This is a genomic window from Burkholderia sp. LFS061 (assembly GCF_047978125.1).
Classification (GTDB): Bacteria; Pseudomonadota; Gammaproteobacteria; order Burkholderiales; family Burkholderiaceae; genus Burkholderia; species Burkholderia pyrrocinia_C.
Genome location: NZ_JBFPFS010000021.1, coordinates 98,138 through 114,986, shown reverse-complemented (window position 1 = coordinate 114,986; position 16,849 = coordinate 98,138). Strand labels below are relative to the sequence as shown.

Sequence of the window (16,849 nt, the reverse complement as noted above, 5' to 3'; positions counted from 1 at the left end):
CTGTACGACTGGGTGCAGGCGAACGTGCGCTACGTCGCGCTGTTTCTGGGCGAAACGGCCGCCGCGCCGCTCGCCCGCGCGCAGCTCGATGCGCGCCTCACCGAACTGCTCGCGATGCCGGACGGCGCGGCCGCGCCGTCCGAGGAGCAACTGAAGCGCGCGCTGCGGCAACTGCGCGCGGAGGCGTTCGGCGCGGTCGCGGAGCGCGACCTGCGCGGGCTCGCGGACGTCGCCGAGGTGACGGGCGCGATGACCGATCTCGCCGAAGTGGCCGTGCAGCGCTCGCTGGCGCTGCTGTCGGCCGAACTCGAGGCGCAGTACGGCGAGCCGCGCGGCGCCGACGGCCAGCGCGTCGTGCTCGGCGTGGTCGGGATGGGCAAGCTCGGCGGCCGCGAGCTGAACGTGTCGTCGGACATCGACCTGATCTTCGTGTACGAGGACGACGGCGAGACGACCGGCGGCGCGCGCGCGCCGCTGTCCACGCAGGAATACTTCACGCGGCTCGGCCGGCGCCTGATCGGCGTGCTGTCCGAGGTCACCGCCGACGGCTACGTGTTTCGCGTCGACATGCGGCTGCGCCCGAACGGCGATTCGGGGCCGCTCGTGTGCAGCATCGGGATGCTCGAGGAATATTTCTACGTGCAGGGGCGCGAGTGGGAGCGCTATGCGTGGATCAAGGGGCGGCTCGTGTCGGAAGGGGACAGCGATGCGGCGCGGCGGCTGGAGTCGCAGCTCGAGTCGATCGTCAAGCCGTTCGTGTACCGCCGCTATCTCGATTTCGGCGTGATCGGCGCGATCCGTTCGCTGCACCAGCAGATTCGGCAGGAAGCCGCGCGCCGTGCGTCGATGCGCCCCGACAAGGCCGACGACATCAAGCTCGGCCGCGGCGGGATTCGCGAGATCGAGTTCAGCGCGCAGGTGTTCCAGCTGATCCGCGGCGGCCAGGATGCGGAGTTCCGCGTGCGGCCGACGCTCGCGGTGCTGCGCCATGCGCAGGCGCGCGGGCTGATCGGCGAGGACGTGTGCGCACGCCTGACCGACGCTTACCAATTCCTGCGTACGCTCGAGCACCGGCTGCAGTACCGCAACGACGCGCAGACGCACGCGATGCCGGTCGAGCCCGACGAACGCGCGGCATTGGCCGCGTCGCTCGGTTTTGCCGACTATGCGGCGCTGATGACGGTGCTGGACGAGTACCGGAACTTCGTCGAGGCGCAGTTCGACCAGATCTTCGCCGACAAGGTGAACGGCGCGCCCTGCGGCGCAGGCGAAGAGACGGCCGCCGCGTGGATCTGGAGCGGCGCGCTCGCCGACGACGGCGAGGACGACGCGCTCGCGGCCCGCCTCGACGGCCTCGGCTTTGCCGATCCGGCGGCGGTGCTCGCGCGGCTGCGCGCGGTCTGGCAATCGTCGCGCTACACGGGCCTGCCGGAAAAGAGCCGGCACCGCTTCGACCGCGTCGCCCAACGCGCGCTGGAGGCGGCGCCGAGGATCGACGCCGCGCGCCGCGACGACACGATCGTGCGCCTGTTCGACCTGCTCGAGACGGTCAGCCGGCGGGGCGTCTATCTCGCGCTGCTGACCGAATATCCGGCCGCGCTCGACCGCGTGCTGTCGGTGCTCGGCGCGACGCGCTGGGGCGGCGGTTACCTGATCCGCCACCCGCAACTGCTCGACGAACTGCTCGACGACGAGGCGATCGCGAGCCCGTTCGACTGGCCCGCGTTCAAGGACGCACTGCGCGCGCGCCTCGCGGCGGCCGACGGCCCCGAGCAACAGATGGACCTGCTGCGGCACGCGCAGCATGCGGAGGTGTTCCGGATCCTGCTGATCGATCTTGCCGGGCAGCTGTCGGTCGAGCATGTGAGCGACCGGCTGTCCGAGCTGGCCGACGCGGTGCTCGACGTGACGATCGAAGTCGTCTGGTCGCAGCTCGCGAAGCGCCATCGCGACGTGCCGAAATTCGCGGTGATCGCGTACGGCAAGCTGGGCGGCAAGGAGCTCGGCTACGCATCGGATCTCGACCTGATCTTCCTGTACGACGACCCCGACGAGCGCTCGGCGGACGTCTACACGACCTTCACGCGGCGGCTCATCACGTGGCTCACGACGGCGACCGGCGCAGGTGCGCTGTTCGACATCGACCTGCGGCTGCGGCCGAACGGCGAGGCCGGGCTGCTCGTCACCGATCTCGACGCGTTCCGCCGCTACCAGCTGCGCGAGGGCGACGCCGCGAATACCGCGTGGGTATGGGAGCACCAGGCGCTGACGCGCGCCCGCTACAGCGCGGGCGACGCGCAGATCGGCGCGGACTTCGAGGCGATCCGCCAGCAGGTGCTGACGACGCCGCGCGACGGCGGCGTGCTGGCGAAGGAGATCGTCGACATGCGCGGCAAGGTGTTTGCCGGCCACCCGAACCAGACCGAGTTGTTCGACCTGAAGCACGATCGCGGCGGGATGGTCGACATCGAGTTCATCGTCCAGTACTGGGTGCTGCTGCACGCGTCGAGCGACGCCGAGCTGATCCGCAACACGGGCAACATCGCGCTGTTGCGCGAGGTCGCGCGCTTCGGGCTGATGGGCGAGGACGAGGCCGAACGCGTCGGCGCGGCCTACCGCAAGTACCGGAAGCTGCAGCACAAGCTCCGACTCGACGGGATGGAGAAGGCGCGCGTCGATCCGGCCGTGGTGGCCGACGAGCGGGCGGCCGTGACGGCGCTGTGGACGCGGGTGTTCGGGGCGGTCGAAACGGGCGTTTGAACGAAGGCGGGGCGGGTTGCGGGCGCTTCGTCCGCAGGCGTTTTGCCGCGAAAGCGGAACGGTGCGAGCCCGTTCGGCGTGGACGGGACAGTGGGACAGCCCGACGGCCGCGTCAGGCCGCCAGCATTTCCTTCGCGTGCTTGCGCGTCGTCGCCGTGATCTCGAGCCCGCCGAGCATCCGCGCGACTTCCTCGATCCGGTTGGCGCGATCGAGCGCGACGACCGTCGACACGGTACCGCCGCGGTCGTCGGCGCCTTTCGCGACCTGGAAGTGGTGGTCGCCGCGCGCGGCGACCTGCGGCAGGTGCGTCACGCACAGCACCTGGCGGTCGCGCCCGAGCTGATGCAGCAGGCGGCCGACCACTTCGGCGACGCCGCCGCCGATCCCCGTATCGACTTCGTCGAAGATCAGCGTCGGCGTCGGGCTCGCCGCGCTCGCGATCACGGCGAGCGCGAGGCTGATCCGCGCGAGCTCGCCGCCCGACGCGACCTTCGCGAGCGGCCGCAGCGGCACGCCGGCGTGCCCGGCGACCCGGAACTCGACCTGCTCGAGCCCGTGCGGGCCGCCGTCGGCGAGCGGCACGAGCGCGACTTCGAAACTCCCGCCCGCCATCGACAGTTCCTGCATGCCGGCCGTGACGGCCGTGCCAAGTGCCTTGGCGGCCTGCGCGCGCGCCTTCGACAGGTGTTTCGCGTCGGCGAGATAGGCTTCCCGCGCCTTGGCCTGCACCGCCTCGAGCGCGCCGAGATCGGCGGCCGCGTCGAGCGCGGCGAGCTGCGCGCGGCGAGCCGCATGTTCTTCGTGCAGCGTGTCGGGCGGCAGCCGGAACTTGCGGGCGGTCGAGTGCAGCGCATCGAGACGCGTTTCCACCTGCGCGAGCCGCTCGGGATCGAGATCGACGCGCTGCGCATAGTGCGACAGCGAATAGACGGCTTCCTGCAGCTGGATTTCGGCCGGTTCGAGCGACGCGAGTGCGTCGCCGAGCGCGGTGTCGTAGTCGGCGAGGCTGCGCAGCTTCGACACGATCGCGCCGAGCTGCGCGAGCATCGCGTCGTCGGACTCGGACAGCGCGTTGAGCGCGCCGCGCACGCCTTCGATCAGGTTCGCCGAATGCGACAGGCGCTTGTGCTCGTTGCTGACTTCGTCCCATTCGCCGGCTTGCGGCGCGAGCTTGTCGAGCTCCGCGAGCTGCCACGCGAGCTTTTCGCGTTCGAGCTGCAGCTCGCGCTCGTGCGCCTTCGCGGCGTCGATCGCCTGCGTCGCGTCGCGCCAGACGCGCCACGCGCGCGCGACGTTCGCGGCATCGGCGACGAGCCCCGCGTGCGTGTCGAACAGTTCGCGCTGCGCATCGGGCCGCATCAGCAGTTGGTGCGCGTGCTGGCCGTGGATGTCGACGAGCATCTCGCCGAGTTCGCGCAGTTGCGCGAGCGTCGCGCTGGTGCCGTTGATGAACGCGCGCGACCGGCCGTTCGCGTCGATCACGCGGCGCAGCATCACGGTGTCCTCGGCGTCGAACGCGTGTTCGTCGAGCCAGCGCGCGACACGATCGTGCGGCGTGAATTCGGCCGTGATGTCGGCGCGGCCGCAGCCGGTGCGCACGACGCTCGCGTCGGCACGTTCGCCGAGCGCGAGGGCGAGGGCGTCGATCAGGATCGATTTCCCGGCGCCGGTTTCGCCGGAAAAGACGGAAAAGCCGCTGTCGAATTCGAGATCGAGCGCGGCCACGATGACGAAGTCGCGGATCGAGAGGTGGCGGAGCATGGTGTCGGGCGGTGGGGCGTCAGGACGCCGTGTCGTCGTCTTCGTTCGACGCGTGTTCGTTCCAGTGCAGCTTCTTGCGCAGCGTCGCGTAGTAGCTGTAGCCGATCGGGTGCAGGAACGGCACCGTGTGCTTCGAGCGGCGCACCTCGATCGTGTCGTTCAGTTCGAGCGAGGTGAACGACTGCATGTCGAAGTTCACGTTGACGTCGCGCCCGCCGACGATCTGGATCGCGATCTTCGAATCGTCGGGCAGCACGATCGGCCGGTTCGACAGCGCGTGCGGCGCGATCGGCACGAGCACGATGCCCTGAAGCTGCGGATGGAGGATCGGGCCGGCCGACGACAGCGCGTACGCGGTCGAGCCCGTCGGCGTGGCGACGATCAGGCCGTCCGAACGCTGGTTGTACATGTACCGGCCGTCGACCGACGCGCGCAGCTCGACCATCCCGGAGAAGCCGCTGCGGTTCACGACGACGTCGTTGAACGCGAGCGCGTGGTAGATCGGTTCGCCGTTGCGCACGATCCTGGCCTCGAGCAGCGAGCGCTCCTCGCGCTCGAACTTGCCCGCCAGCATCACGGGGACGAGCGCGTGCATGTCGGCCGCCGCGATGTCCGTGATGAAGCCGAGCCGCCCGTGGTTGATCCCGATCAGCGGTGTCCGATACGGCGCGAGCTGGCGGCCGATGCCGAGCATCGTGCCGTCGCCGCCCAGCACGACCGCCACGTCCGCACGCGCCCCGATTTCGGCCGGGGTGAGCGCCGGATAGCCGGCGATGCCGAACTCGCGCGCGGTATCGCCTTCGAAGACGACCTCGAAGCCCAGCTTCGCCAGGCTGGCAGCCAGGGTGGCGAGCGGCTCGGCGATGCCGGGCGTGTTGCTCCGGCCGACGAGCGCGACGGTGTTGAACTGATTACCGGTTTTCATGCCGGCATTACACCATAGCTCGTTGACGAAAAGAACCGGATGTGCGCGGACGGGGCCGGATCGGGCTGGCCCGCGCAACGGTGGCCGACGCCACTCGCCGCGGTCGCGTGGTTGCGCTAAAATTTTCCACCATGCTAGATCCTCGCGCACGAACCCTCCTGAAAACCCTGATCGAACGGTATATCGCCGACGGTCAGCCAGTCGGATCGCGCACGTTGTCCCGTTATTCCGGGCTCGAGCTGAGCCCGGCGACGATCCGCAACGTGATGTCCGACCTGGAGGAACTCGGCCTCGTGTCGAGCCCGCACACGTCGGCCGGCCGCGTGCCGACGCCGCGCGGCTACCGGCTGTTCGTCGACACGATGCTGACGGTCGAGGCGCCGATCGATGCCGAGGCCGTCGCGCGGCAGGTGCAGAACACGCTGCAGGCCGGCGAGCCGCAGCAGCGGGTGGTGGCTGCCGCCGCGAGCGTGCTGTCGAACCTGTCGCAGTTCGCGGGCGTCGTGCTGACGCCGCGCCGTAGCCACGTGTTCAAGCAGATCGAGTTCATGCGCCTGTCGGACAAGCGCATCCTGCTGATCATCGTCACGCCCGAGGGCGACGTGCAGAACCGGATGCTCGCGACGCCGCGCGACTATTCGCCGTCGCAGCTGACCGAGGCGTCCAACTACATCAACGCGCATTTCGCCGGCCTGTCGTTCGACGAGGTGCGCCGCCGCCTGCGCGACGAGATCGACCAGTTGCGCGGCGACATGACCACGCTGATGCACGCGGCCGTGACGGCCAGCACCGAGGTACCCGACACCGAGGACACCGTGCTGATTTCCGGCGAGCGCAACCTGCTCGAGGTGGCGGATCTTTCCTCCGACATGGCGCGGCTGCGCAAGCTGTTCGACGTGTTCGACCAAAAGACGGGCCTCCTGCAACTGCTCGACGTGTCGAGCCACGCCCAGGGCGTGCAGATCTTCATCGGCGGCGAATCGACGCTCGTGCCGATCGAGGAAATGAGCGTCGTCACCGCGCCTTACGAGGTGAATGGGCAGATCGTCGGCACGCTCGGCGTGATCGGCCCGACCCGCATGGCGTACAACCGCGTGATACCGATCGTCGACATCACCGCGCGCCTGCTGTCGCTCACGCTGAGTCAGCAGTAGCCGGCAATCGCCAGCCCGATCCCGCCCCGTCATCGTGCCGCGGCGCCGCCTGCGCCGACAGTCGGCCGAACGGCACGGGGCGGCCCGCTATAATTGAGAGCCGTCCGGTCCCGTGCCCCGAGCACGTTCTTGCCCATGCGTTTCGATCTTGAGCCGCCTTCGAGCATCGCGGCCGCCCATCGTATCGGCGTGCTGCTGATCAATCTCGGCACGCCCGACGCCCCCACGCCGCGCGCGGTGCGGCGCTATCTGGCCGAATTCCTGTCGGATCCGCGGGTCGTCGAAATCCCGCAGGCCGTCTGGCAGGTGCTGCTGCGCACGCTGATCCTGCCGTTGCGCGGCCGCGCGTCCGCGAAGAAATACGCGGCCGTATGGATGCCCGAGGGCTCGCCGCTGCGCGTGCACACCGAGCGCCAGACCGACGGCGTGCGGCATCTGCTCGTGTCGAACGGCTATCACGTGCTGGTCGACTACGCGATGCGCTACGGCAGCCCGAACATTGCGCACGCGCTCGCGCAGTTCAAGCGCTCGGGCGTCGAGCGCGTGCTGCTGATGCCGATGTATCCGCAATACTCGGCGTCGACCACGGCCACCGCATTCGATGCCGCATTCGACGCGCTGGCGCGCATGCGCAACCAGCCGGAGGTGCGCACGGTGCGGCACTACGCCGACCACCCGGCCTATATCCACGCGCTCGCCGAGCAGGTGCGCCAGTACTGGGCGCAGCACGGCCGGCCCGACTTCGCGGCCGGCGACAAGCTCGTGCTGAGCTTTCACGGCGTGCCGAAGCGCACGCTCGACCTCGGCGACCCCTATCACGACCAGTGCCAGCAGACGGGCGCGCTGCTGATGGCCGCGCTCGGGCTGTCGACGACCGAATGCCGCGTCACCTTCCAGTCGCGCTTCGGCAAGGCCGAATGGCTGCAGCCTTATACGGCGCCGACGCTGCGCGGGTTCGGCGAGGCCGGCGTGCGGCGGGCCGACGTGTTCTGCCCCGGCTTCACGGCCGATTGCCTGGAGACGATCGAGGAGATCGGCATGGAAGTGCGCGACGAATTCCTCGCCGGCGGCGGCAAGGCGTTCCACCGCATTCCATGCCTGAACGGCGCGCCCGCATGGCTCGGCGCGATCGGCGAGATCGTCGCCGAGAACCTGCAGGGCTGGCCCGTCAGGGCCGCGCAGCCCGAAACGGTGAGCTGACATGGAACGAATCGCACGCTCACTTCATTCGCTGCGCCCCGGGGAGGCGGTCGGCCTCCTTGGGGCGGCTCGGCGGAGGCCGACATGAAACGACCCCCACGCTCTCTTTGTTCGCTGCCCCCCGAGGGGGTGGCCAGCCTCCTTGGGGCGGCCTGGCGGAGGCTGACATGAACTACAAGATTTCCACGGAACCGGGCGCGAAGCTGCGCATCGACAAATGGCTGTGGGCGGCCCGGTTCTTCAAGACGCGCTCGCTCGCGACCGATGCAGTCGACAAGGGGCACGTGAAGATCGGCGGCGCGGCAGTCAAGCCGGCGAAGGAGGTGCGCGTCGGCGACGAGGTCGAGATTGCGATCGACGGCATCGTCTGGCACATTGCCGTGCTGGGCGTGTGCGACGTGCGCGGACCGGCGAGCGTCGCACAGACGCTTTACGAGGAAACGGAAGCGGGGCGGGCCGCGCGGCTCGCCGAACTGGAGCGGCGGCGCACGTATCGCGAGCCGGCGGCCCAACTGCACGGCCGGCCGACGAAGCGCGACCGGCGCATCATCGACAGATTTTCTGGTGGGAGCTGAACATCTGGTCGAAGGTCGCCCGCGCGCTTCCGTATTCGGTCGTGCGGTCGGTAACGGCTCCCGACAGGCAGATGGTGGTGGTGCCGGCAATGAGTACCAGCGCGACCAACGATATCGCAAAGGTCAGTTTCACGGTACTCCCCCTCGAAAGAAGGGTAAACACGGCGCCAGGTGGATGTAAGGCGACGGTCAGCTAGGGTAAACACGCTTTTCCGACGCTTGAGTGGAGTGTAGTGCAGCGGGCCTGTGCCAAGCTAGTACTTGCCACGTAAGCGTTGTTACAGGCCGTTTCGCCCGATCTGGCGGACTATGCGAGGCCTGCACCGGCGGAGCGAGCGGTTGTTTCGCGGTATTGGAGAATGCCGGCGAATAACCGTCTTGAAATCGCAGTTTTCGCCCTTATTTGCACCAACGATGTGCGGTGCCGCCGGGTATACGATCCGGCGGTTGCCGATTTGGCTTCAACCTCTAATCGACTTTCAGCGACATGGAAAACACGCAAGAGAACCCGTCTACCCAATCGGCCGAAGACATCGGCAGCGAGAAGCAGGCGGCGCAAGGCGCCGCTCCCGCCGCCGAAGCAGCCGACGCGGCGCTCGCGGAGGCTCAAGCCAAGGTCGCCGAGCTGCAGGAGAGCTTCCTGCGGGCGAAGGCCGAGACCGAGAACGTGCGCCGCCGCGCGCAGGACGACGTCTCGAAGGCGCACAAGTTCGCGATCGAGAGCTTCGCGGAACACCTGCTGCCGGTGCTGGACAGCCTGGAAGCGGCCGTCAGCGACACGTCCGGCGACATCGCGAAGGTGCGCGAAGGCGTCGAACTGACGCTGCGCCAGCTGACGAGCGCGCTCGAGAAGGGCCGCGTCGTCGCGATCAACCCGGTCGGCGAGAAGTTCGATCCGCACCAGCACCAGGCGATTTCGATGGTGCCGGCCGAGCAGGAGCCGAACACCGTCGTCACGGTGCTGCAAAAGGGCTATACGATCGCCGACCGCGTGCTGCGTCCGGCGCTCGTCACCGTCGCGCAGCCGAAGTAAGGCTGCAGCGATGGTTCCCGCCGGCGTCGATCCGGCCGCGTTCGACGCGTTCGACATGCAGGCGCTGGCCGCGGACACGTTCGACGCGGGGATCGAAGGCGCGGGCGACGCGCTGGCGGTGGTGTTCTTCTGGGGCGTCGACTGCTTCAACTGCGAGATCGCGAAGAAGGCAATGCTCGCCCAGCCCGATGCAATTCGTGCGCTGGACCTGAAGTGGTTCCATTGCAACGTTTACGAACACCATCAGCTCGGGCGCCGCTTCGGGCTGCACGGCGTGCCGACGTGGTTCTTCTTCCACCGCGGCAAGCGTCTCGGCCGCGCGACGGGCTGGCATGGCATCGCGCAGTTCCAGGCGGCCGTTTCGGCGGCGCGCGCGAAGATCGCGGCGGCGAGCCACGAATCGGCGGCCGGCGATCCGGCGGCCGGCGATCCGGTAGCCGGCGGCGATTGAAAAAATTTAATATCCGCATCGCCTGTCGGGTCTTGAAAACGGACCGGACGGACGCATTTCGGAAACAGAGTTGAATTCTGGCGCGCGAAACTGCCAAAAAAGGCAGGGTTTCGCGCAGCAAACAGGCATTTCTGGAGATTAGGAAAATGGGAAAGATCATCGGTATTGACCTCGGCACCACGAACTCGTGCGTCGCCATCATGGAAGGCAACCAGGTCAAGGTCATCGAGAACTCGGAAGGCACGCGCACCACGCCGTCGATCATCGCGTACATGGACGACAACGAAGTGCTCGTCGGCGCGCCGGCCAAGCGTCAGTCGGTGACCAACCCGAAGAACACGCTGTTCGCGGTGAAGCGCCTGATCGGCCGCCGCTTCGAAGAGAAGGAAGTCCAGAAGGACATCGGCCTGATGCCGTACACCATCATCAAGGCCGACAACGGCGATGCATGGGTCGAGGCACATGGCGAAAAGCTCGCGCCGCCGCAGGTTTCGGCGGAAGTGCTGCGCAAGATGAAGAAGACGGCCGAAGACTACCTCGGCGAGCCGGTCACGGAAGCCGTGATCACGGTACCGGCTTACTTCAACGACAGCCAGCGCCAGGCGACCAAGGATGCCGGTCGCATCGCGGGCCTCGAAGTCAAGCGGATCATCAACGAGCCGACGGCAGCCGCGCTCGCGTTCGGTCTCGACAAGGCCGAGAAGGGCGACCGCAAGATCGCCGTGTATGACCTCGGCGGCGGCACGTTCGACGTGTCGATCATCGAGATCGCGGACGTCGACGGCGAAATGCAGTTCGAAGTGCTGTCGACCAACGGCGACACGTTCCTCGGCGGCGAGGACTTCGACCAGCGCATCATCGATTACATCATCGGCGAGTTCAAGAAGGAGCAGGGCGTCGACCTGTCGAAGGACGTGCTCGCGCTGCAACGCCTGAAGGAAGCCGCCGAAAAGGCGAAGATCGAGCTGTCGTCGAGCCAGCAGACCGAAATCAACCTGCCGTACATCACGGCGGACGCGTCGGGCCCGAAGCACTTGAACCTGAAGATCACCCGCGCGAAGCTGGAAGCGCTGGTCGAGGATCTGGTCGAGCGCACGATCGAGCCGTGCCGCATCGCGATCAAGGACGCGGGCGTCAAGGTGTCGGACATCGACGACGTGATCCTGGTCGGCGGCCAGACCCGCATGCCGAAGGTCCTGGAGAAGGTGAAGGAGTTCTTCGGCAAGGATCCGCGCCGTGACGTGAACCCGGACGAAGCCGTCGCGGTTGGCGCGGCGATCCAGGGCCAGGTCCTGTCGGGCGACCGCAAGGACGTGCTGCTGCTCGACGTGACCCCGCTGTCGCTCGGCATCGAGACGCTCGGCGGCGTGATGACGAAGATGATCAGCAAGAACACGACGATCCCGACGAAGCACGCGCAAGTGTATTCGACGGCGGACGACAACCAGGGCGCCGTGACGATCAAGGTGTTCCAGGGCGAACGCGAAATGGCGGCGGGCAACAAGCTGCTCGGCGAGTTCAACCTCGAAGGCATCCCGCCGGCACCGCGCGGCGTGCCGCAGATCGAAGTGACCTTCGACATCGACGCGAACGGCATCCTGCACGTCGGCGCGAAGGACAAGGCGACCGGCAAGGAAAACAAGATCACGATCAAGGCCAACTCGGGTCTGTCCGAGGCTGAAATCGACCAGATGATCAAGGACGCGGAAGCGAACGCAGCGGAAGACCACAAGCTGCGCGAGCTGGCCGATTCGCGCAACCAGGGCGACGCGCTGGTCCACAGCACGAAGAAGGCGCTCGCCGAGTACGGCGACAAGCTGGACGCGGGCGAGAAGGAAGCGATCGAAGCGTCGCTGAAGTCGCTCGAGGAAGTGCTGAAGGACACGTCGGCCGACAAGGCGGCGATCGACGCGAAGGTCGAGGAGCTCGGCAAGGTTTCGCAGAAGCTCGGCGAGAAGATGTACGCCGACATGCAGGCCCAGCAGGCGGGTGCCGCCGGCGCGGCGGGTGCAGCGGAAGGCGCGGCCCACGCGGGTGGCGCGCAGCAGGCTGCCGACGACGTCGTCGACGCCGAGTTCAAGGAAGTGAAGAAGGACTAAGCCGGGTTGCAACGGCACCGCACGCCGCGCGCTCGAACGCGCGCGGCGCGGCTGACAAGCGGCTGAAAAGCGGTCTGTCTTTCCTTCCGGATGGCCGGATCGACTCCACGCCTGGCGGGCTTCGCGGCCCTCCGGGCACATTTGTTTTTTGGCGGGTGCTGCGCGAGCCGTCCGCGGACGGGCGCAGCGCCAGACGAGTCGAGAGACTTTACTGCGGGCGAAAGGAGCCGCCGCGTGCGCGATGCGTGGCGGCACAGTGAATCGATATGGCGAAACGGGATTACTACGAGGTTCTGGGCGTCGCGAAGAATGCGAGCGACGACGAAATCAAGAAGGCGTATCGCAAGCTTGCGATGAAGCATCACCCTGACCGCAATCCGGACAACAAGGATGCGGAAGAGCATTTCAAGGAGGCGAAGGAAGCCTATGAAATGCTGTCGGACAGCCAGAAGCGGGCCGCGTACGACCAGTACGGCCACGCGGGCGTCGATCCGAACATGGGCGGTGCGGGCGCACAGGGCTTCGGCGGCTTTGCGGATGCATTCGGCGACATCTTCGGCGATATCTTCGGCCAGGCCGCGGGCGGCGCCGCGCGCGGCGGCCGCGGCGGCCCGCAGGTGTACCGCGGCGCCGACCTGCGCTACAGCATTCAGGCGGCGATGGCTTGCCGGGCTGCCTGCCCCGGCTTGATTCCTAATGCCGCAAACGTTTGCGGATCAATATCGATCCAGCATGCGACCACCAGACGTCCGTCCACCTGCTTCGGCGGGCCTGCGCGGTGCGCGTGTATGCCGATCCGGCGGAACAGCCGCTCCATGCTCGCGAACGTCACGCCGATCAGCTGCCGCGCGCCGAGCTGCGCCGCGCATTCGACCACGGCCGCGAGCATCGGCCGCACGGCCCACTCGGCATTGCCCGACCCGCCTTCGTCGTCGGTCGCCGCGAACCTGGACAGCTCCCAGACGGCCGCCGATTGCGGCAGCGGCATGTCTGCGGCGATCAGGTCGGCGAACAGCGACTGCAGCAGATACGGGCGCGTCGTGGGCAGCAGGCGCGCACATCCGCACACGTCGCCGCCGGCATTTCGCGCGAACACGTACACGGTATCGTCGCGATCGAACTGGTCGCGCTCGAAGCTTTCGTTCGCCGACGGGAGCTCCCAACCGAGTTGTTCGACGAACACGCGGCGCCGGTAGCGCCCGAGATCCGCTGCAAGTTCGTGTGGTAACCGCCCTTCTTCGTGAACGAAGGTCCGCATGGAAATCACGCTCGAGCAGGCTGCGCACGGCTACGACACGCAGATCCGCGTGCCGAGCTGGGTGTCGTGCGAGGTCTGCCACGGGTCGGGCGCGAAGCCCGGCACGAAGCCGGAAACCTGCCCGACCTGTCACGGCCAGGGCACGGTGCGCATGTCGCAGGGCTTCTTCAGCATCCAGCAGACCTGCCCGAAGTGCCATGGCACCGGCACTTATATCCCCGAGCCGTGCGTGCACTGCCACGGGTCGGGCAAGGTGAAGGAAACCAAGACGCTCGAAGTGAAGATCCCGGCCGGGATCGACGACGGGATGCGGATCCGCTCGGCCGGCAACGGCGAGCCGGGCATCAACGGCGGGCCGCCGGGAGATCTGTACGTCGAGATCCACATCAAGCCGCACGCGGTGTTCGAGCGCGACGGCGACGATCTCCACTGCCAGATGCCGATCCCGTTCACGACCGCCGCGCTTGGCGGCGAGATCGAGGTGCCGACGCTGGCCGGCCGTGCGTCGTTCCCGGTACCGGAAGGCACGCAGTCGGGCAAGACGTTCCGCCTGCGCGGCAAGGGCATCAAGGGGCTGCGTTCGAGCATCGCGGGTGATCTGTACGTGCACGTGCAGGTCGAGACGCCCGTGAAGCTGACCGACCACCAGCGCGATCTGCTCAAGCAGTTCGAGAAGTCGCTGGCCGAGGGCGGCGCGCGTCACAGCCCGCAGAGCAAGAGCTGGTTCGACCGTGTGAAGAGCTTCTTCGAGTAATGGCATGACTGAAGGCAACGAGAGCGCGTCGTTCGCGCTCTTGGACGATTGCGACTCGACCGCGTCCGCGCGGTCGAGTCGTTTGTATTCGGGATTCGTGCACGAACGCGTGTGCACGGATCCGGCGCGGCTCGACGAAATCGACGCGGCGGTTGCGCAGGACCTGCGCGACGGGCTGCATGCGGTGGTCGTCGGCGACTACGAATTCGGACGCAACCTGCAACGAGCGCAGCCGGGCGATGCCCCGCTGCGCTTTTTGCTATATGCGCGCTGCGAGCACCTGTCGTGCGACGAAGTCGACGCGTGGCTCGCGCAGCAGGACGGCGGCGGCTCGCCGTCGATCGCGGGCGTCGCGCATGTGACGAAGAGCGTGTCGCGCGACGCGTTCGACGCGGCGATCGCCGCGGTGCACGACGCGCTGCGCGCGGGCGATTCGTATCAGATCAACTACACGTACCGGCTGAATTTCGACGTATTCGGCACGCCGCTCGCGCTGTACCGGCGGCTGCGCGCGCGTCAGCCCGTGCGTTATGGCGCGCTGATCGCGCTGCCTCACGGCGCGTGGGTCGTGTCGTGCTCGCCGGAACTGTTCGTCGAGAAGCACGGCGACGTGCTGCGCGCACGGCCGATGAAGGGCACCGCGCCGCGTTCGGCCGATCCCCGCGAAGATGCGGCAGCTGCCGCGTTCCTCGCGAGCGATCCGAAGAACCGCGCGGAAAACGTGATGATCGTCGACCTGCTGCGCAACGACGTGTCGCGGATCGCGCGCACCGGTACCGTTCGCGTGTCGGCGCTGTTCTCCGTCGAGCCGTATGCGTCGGTGTGGCAGATGACGTCGACGGTCGAGGCCGGCTGGCGCGACGGCACGACGTTCGCGCAGATGCTGCGCGCATTGTTTCCGTGCGGATCGATCACGGGTGCGCCGAAGCACATGACGATGCAGTTGATCGACGCGATCGAGTCGACGCCGCGCGGGCTCTATACGGGTGCGATCGGCTGGCTCGACGCGCCGAAGGAAGGCGCCGATTCCGATGCGCCCGGCAGTCGCGCGACCGGTTGCGGCGATTTCTGTCTGTCGGTCGCGATTCGAACGCTGACGCTGGATGTGCCCGTCACCGATACCGAAGCACGTGATCAGGCAACGGCAACCGCCGGCTGGCGCCGCGGCACGATGGGTGTCGGCGCGGGCATCGTGCTCGACAGCGTCGCGGCCGACGAATATGCGGAGTGCGAATTGAAAGCGCGATTCCTGACGGACGCCGATCCCGGCTTCCAGTTGTTCGAAACGACCGCCGCCACGCGTGCGGACGGCATCCGGCATCTCGATCGTCATCTCGCGCGGCTGCAGCGCAGCGCGAATGCGCTCGGCTTCCGCTTCGATGCCGATGCGTTGCGCCGCGAGATCGACGCGCGCTGCGCGGCGCTCGACGGCGACGGCCCTTACCGGATGAAGCTTTCGCTCGCGAAGGACGGCACGGTCGAGATCGTCGCGGCACCGCTCAAGCCGCTGCCGGCGGGGCCGGTCGGCGTGCTGCTGGCGTCCGCGCACGGTTTCGCGCCGACCCGCGCGAGCGATGCGCTGCTGTTGCACAAGACGACGCGCCGTGCCGAATACGACCGCGCGTGGCAGGCGGCGGAGGCGCTCGGCGGTTTCGACATGCTGTTCGTCAACGAGCGCGGTGAGGTGACGGAAGGCGGGCGCTCGAACCTGTTCGTGAAGCTCGACGGCCAGTGGGTGACGCCGCCGCTGGCGTCCGGCGTGCTGCCGGGCGTGATGCGCGGCGTGCTGCTCGATGACCGTGCGTTCGGTGCGGCGGAGCGTGTCGTGACCTGCGACGATCTTGCGCGCGCGCAGGCGCTGCTGCTGACCAACGCGCTGCGCGGTGCGATCGACGCGGTATTGAAGTAACGAAGCGATGGATCGCGCACGGCGCTCGCGCTGGTGCCGCGAAGCTTTTCACCGATTCAGCGGTACCAACAAAACAAAAAGCGCGGCGCCCCGCAAAGGGCGCCGCGCTTTTTCATATCCGGGTGCCGGCGAACGCGCCGCCGGCCGTACACGTCAGAACGAATGTTCCGGACCGGGGAACGAACCGTCCTTCACCGCGCGCACGTACGCTTCGACGGCCGCCTGGATGTTCGGCTGACCCTGCATGAAATCCTTCACGAAGCGCGGCCGCTTGCCGGGGAAGATCCCGAGCATGTCGTGCAGCACGAGCACCTGCCCCGAGCAGTCCGCGCCCGCGCCGATGCCGATCGTCGGAACGCGCAGCATGTGCGTGACCTCGGCCCCGACGAGGGTCGGCACGGCCTCGAGCAGGACGACCTGCGCGCCGGCCGCTTCGACCGCGCGTGCGTCGCGCAGCAGTTGCGCAGCGCCAGCCTCGGTCTTGCCCTGCACCTTGAAGCCGCCGAACGCGTGCACCGATTGCGGCGTGAGGCCCACGTGCGCGCACACGGGCACCGCGCGCTCGACGAGGAAGCGGATCGTATCGGCGAGCCATTCGCCGCCTTCGAGCTTGATCATTTGCGCGCCCGCGCGCATCAGCTTGACGGCGCTCGCGAACGCCTCGGACGGCGTGCCGTACGTGCCGAACGGCAGGTCGGCCATGATCAGCGCGCGCGGCTGTGCGCGTGCGACACAGGCGGTGTGATACGCGATGTCGTCGAGCGTGACGGGCAGCGTGGTCGTATGGCCCTGCAGCACGTTGCCGAGCGAATCGCCGATCAGCAGCACGTCGGCGCCCGCGCGATCGAGCAGCGCGGCAAAGCTCGCGTCGTAGCACGTGAGCATCGCGATCTTCTCGCCGGCGTCGCGCATTGCCTGCAGCTTGGGTACCGTCACGGCAGGCCGGCTCGATTCCTGGAGATAGGTCAT

13 protein-coding genes and 2 pseudogenes are annotated in these 16,849 nt (G+C 67.8%); 10 read left to right on the top strand and 5 right to left on the bottom strand.

Annotation, left to right across the window (positions count from 1 at the left end; all coding sequences use genetic code 11):
• On the top strand, positions 1-2,760 hold the full coding sequence (gene glnE, locus ACNQQL_RS19845) for a bifunctional [glutamate--ammonia ligase]-adenylyl-L-tyrosine phosphorylase/[glutamate--ammonia-ligase] adenylyltransferase (protein WP_347065181.1): 2,760 nt from the start codon (positions 1-3) through the stop codon (positions 2,758-2,760).
• A gap of 112 nt (positions 2,761-2,872) precedes the next feature.
• On the opposite strand, the gene recN is transcribed toward glnE, so the two are convergent.
• Together recN and ACNQQL_RS19835 are read right to left on the bottom strand one after the other, a co-directional pair.
• On the bottom strand, positions 2,873-4,522 hold the full coding sequence (recN, locus tag ACNQQL_RS19840) for a DNA repair protein RecN (protein ID WP_034182789.1): 1,650 nt from the start codon (positions 4,520-4,522) through the stop codon (positions 2,873-2,875).
• Between the two features lie 19 nt (positions 4,523-4,541).
• Entirely contained in the window at positions 4,542-5,447 is a 906-nt protein-coding gene (locus ACNQQL_RS19835) for an NAD kinase (protein ID WP_347065180.1), read from the bottom strand.
• A 131-nt stretch (positions 5,448-5,578) separates the two neighbouring features.
• Between ACNQQL_RS19835 and hrcA the strand changes: the two genes are divergently transcribed.
• From hrcA to ACNQQL_RS19820, 3 genes are all read left to right on the top strand, one after another.
• The gene (hrcA, locus tag ACNQQL_RS19830) at positions 5,579-6,601 is read left to right on the top strand and encodes a heat-inducible transcriptional repressor HrcA (protein WP_011544637.1); all 1,023 of its coding nucleotides are present in this window, start codon (positions 5,579-5,581) and stop codon (positions 6,599-6,601) included.
• Positions 6,602-6,736: 135 nt separating this feature from the next.
• Positions 6,737-7,801, top strand: a complete 1,065-nt coding sequence (hemH, locus tag ACNQQL_RS19825) for a ferrochelatase (protein WP_347065179.1) — start codon at positions 6,737-6,739, stop codon at positions 7,799-7,801.
• A gap of 167 nt (positions 7,802-7,968) precedes the next feature.
• Entirely contained in the window at positions 7,969-8,376 is a 408-nt protein-coding gene (locus tag ACNQQL_RS19820; protein WP_072436270.1) for an RNA-binding S4 domain-containing protein, read from the top strand.
• Here ACNQQL_RS19820 and ACNQQL_RS19815 read toward each other — a convergent pair.
• The gene (locus ACNQQL_RS19815; RefSeq protein ID WP_175962470.1) at positions 8,348-8,509 is read right to left on the bottom strand and encodes a hypothetical protein; all 162 of its coding nucleotides are present in this window, start codon (positions 8,507-8,509) and stop codon (positions 8,348-8,350) included. The two genes, ACNQQL_RS19820 and ACNQQL_RS19815, sit on opposite strands and share 29 nt — an antisense overlap.
• A gap of 354 nt (positions 8,510-8,863) precedes the next feature.
• On the opposite strand from ACNQQL_RS19815, the gene grpE reads away from it, so the two are divergent.
• From grpE to ACNQQL_RS19795, 4 genes and pseudogenes are all read left to right on the top strand, one after another.
• On the top strand, positions 8,864-9,409 hold the full coding sequence (grpE, locus tag ACNQQL_RS19810) for a nucleotide exchange factor GrpE (protein ID WP_034182793.1): 546 nt from the start codon (positions 8,864-8,866) through the stop codon (positions 9,407-9,409).
• A gap of 10 nt (positions 9,410-9,419) precedes the next feature.
• Entirely contained in the window at positions 9,420-9,860 is a 441-nt protein-coding gene (locus ACNQQL_RS19805; RefSeq protein ID WP_347065178.1) for a thioredoxin family protein, read from the top strand.
• Positions 9,861-10,006: 146 nt separating this feature from the next.
• Positions 10,007-11,959, top strand: a complete 1,953-nt coding sequence (dnaK, locus tag ACNQQL_RS19800; RefSeq protein ID WP_072436268.1) for a molecular chaperone DnaK — start codon at positions 10,007-10,009, stop codon at positions 11,957-11,959.
• A 266-nt stretch (positions 11,960-12,225) separates the two neighbouring features.
• Positions 12,226-12,621 (top strand): annotated as a pseudogene (locus tag ACNQQL_RS19795) (DnaJ domain-containing protein); the annotation flags it as partial.
• Here ACNQQL_RS19795 and ACNQQL_RS19790 read toward each other — a convergent pair.
• The gene (locus ACNQQL_RS19790) at positions 12,609-13,217 is read right to left on the bottom strand and encodes an acyl-homoserine-lactone synthase (RefSeq protein ID WP_131949441.1); all 609 of its coding nucleotides are present in this window, start codon (positions 13,215-13,217) and stop codon (positions 12,609-12,611) included. The pseudogene ACNQQL_RS19795 and the gene ACNQQL_RS19790 overlap by 13 nt on opposite strands.
• Here ACNQQL_RS19790 and ACNQQL_RS19785 point away from each other — a divergent pair.
• Positions 13,216-13,971 (top strand): annotated as a pseudogene (locus tag ACNQQL_RS19785) (molecular chaperone DnaJ); the annotation flags it as partial. The gene ACNQQL_RS19790 and the pseudogene ACNQQL_RS19785 overlap by 2 nt on opposite strands.
• A 4-nt stretch (positions 13,972-13,975) precedes the next feature.
• Positions 13,976-15,880: a bifunctional anthranilate synthase component I family protein/class IV aminotransferase gene (locus ACNQQL_RS19780; protein WP_347065177.1), complete on the top strand. Its 1,905-nt coding sequence runs from the start codon at positions 13,976-13,978 to the stop codon at positions 15,878-15,880.
• A gap of 153 nt (positions 15,881-16,033) precedes the next feature.
• Here ACNQQL_RS19780 and panB read toward each other — a convergent pair whose 3' ends face one another.
• Complete coding sequence (gene panB / locus ACNQQL_RS19775) at positions 16,034-16,849, bottom strand: 3-methyl-2-oxobutanoate hydroxymethyltransferase (protein WP_072436265.1); 816 nt, start codon at positions 16,847-16,849, stop codon at positions 16,034-16,036.

Bases quoted from the DNA above. Each gene is read 5' to 3' on its own strand.
- grpE (WP_034182793.1), top strand. From the start codon at position 8,864: ATGGAAAACACGCAAGAGAACCCGTCTACCCAATCGGCCGAAGACATC.
- ACNQQL_RS19820 (WP_072436270.1), top strand. From the start codon at position 7,969: ATGAACTACAAGATTTCCACGGAACCGGGCGCGAAGCTGCGCATCGAC.
- dnaK (WP_072436268.1), top strand. From the start codon at position 10,007: ATGGGAAAGATCATCGGTATTGACCTCGGCACCACGAACTCGTGCGTC.
- ACNQQL_RS19835 (WP_347065180.1), bottom strand. From the start codon at position 5,447: ATGAAAACCGGTAATCAGTTCAACACCGTCGCGCTCGTCGGCCGGAGC.
- ACNQQL_RS19805 (WP_347065178.1), top strand. From the start codon at position 9,420: ATGGTTCCCGCCGGCGTCGATCCGGCCGCGTTCGACGCGTTCGACATG.
- ACNQQL_RS19790 (WP_131949441.1), bottom strand. From the start codon at position 13,217: ATGCGGACCTTCGTTCACGAAGAAGGGCGGTTACCACACGAACTTGCA.
- hrcA (WP_011544637.1), top strand. From the start codon at position 5,579: ATGCTAGATCCTCGCGCACGAACCCTCCTGAAAACCCTGATCGAACGG.
- ACNQQL_RS19780 (WP_347065177.1), top strand. From the start codon at position 13,976: ATGACTGAAGGCAACGAGAGCGCGTCGTTCGCGCTCTTGGACGATTGC.
- hemH (WP_347065179.1), top strand. From the start codon at position 6,737: ATGCGTTTCGATCTTGAGCCGCCTTCGAGCATCGCGGCCGCCCATCGT.
- panB (WP_072436265.1), bottom strand. From the start codon at position 16,849: ATGACCTATCTCCAGGAATCGAGCCGGCCTGCCGTGACGGTACCCAAG.
- recN (WP_034182789.1), bottom strand. From the start codon at position 4,522: ATGCTCCGCCACCTCTCGATCCGCGACTTCGTCATCGTGGCCGCGCTC.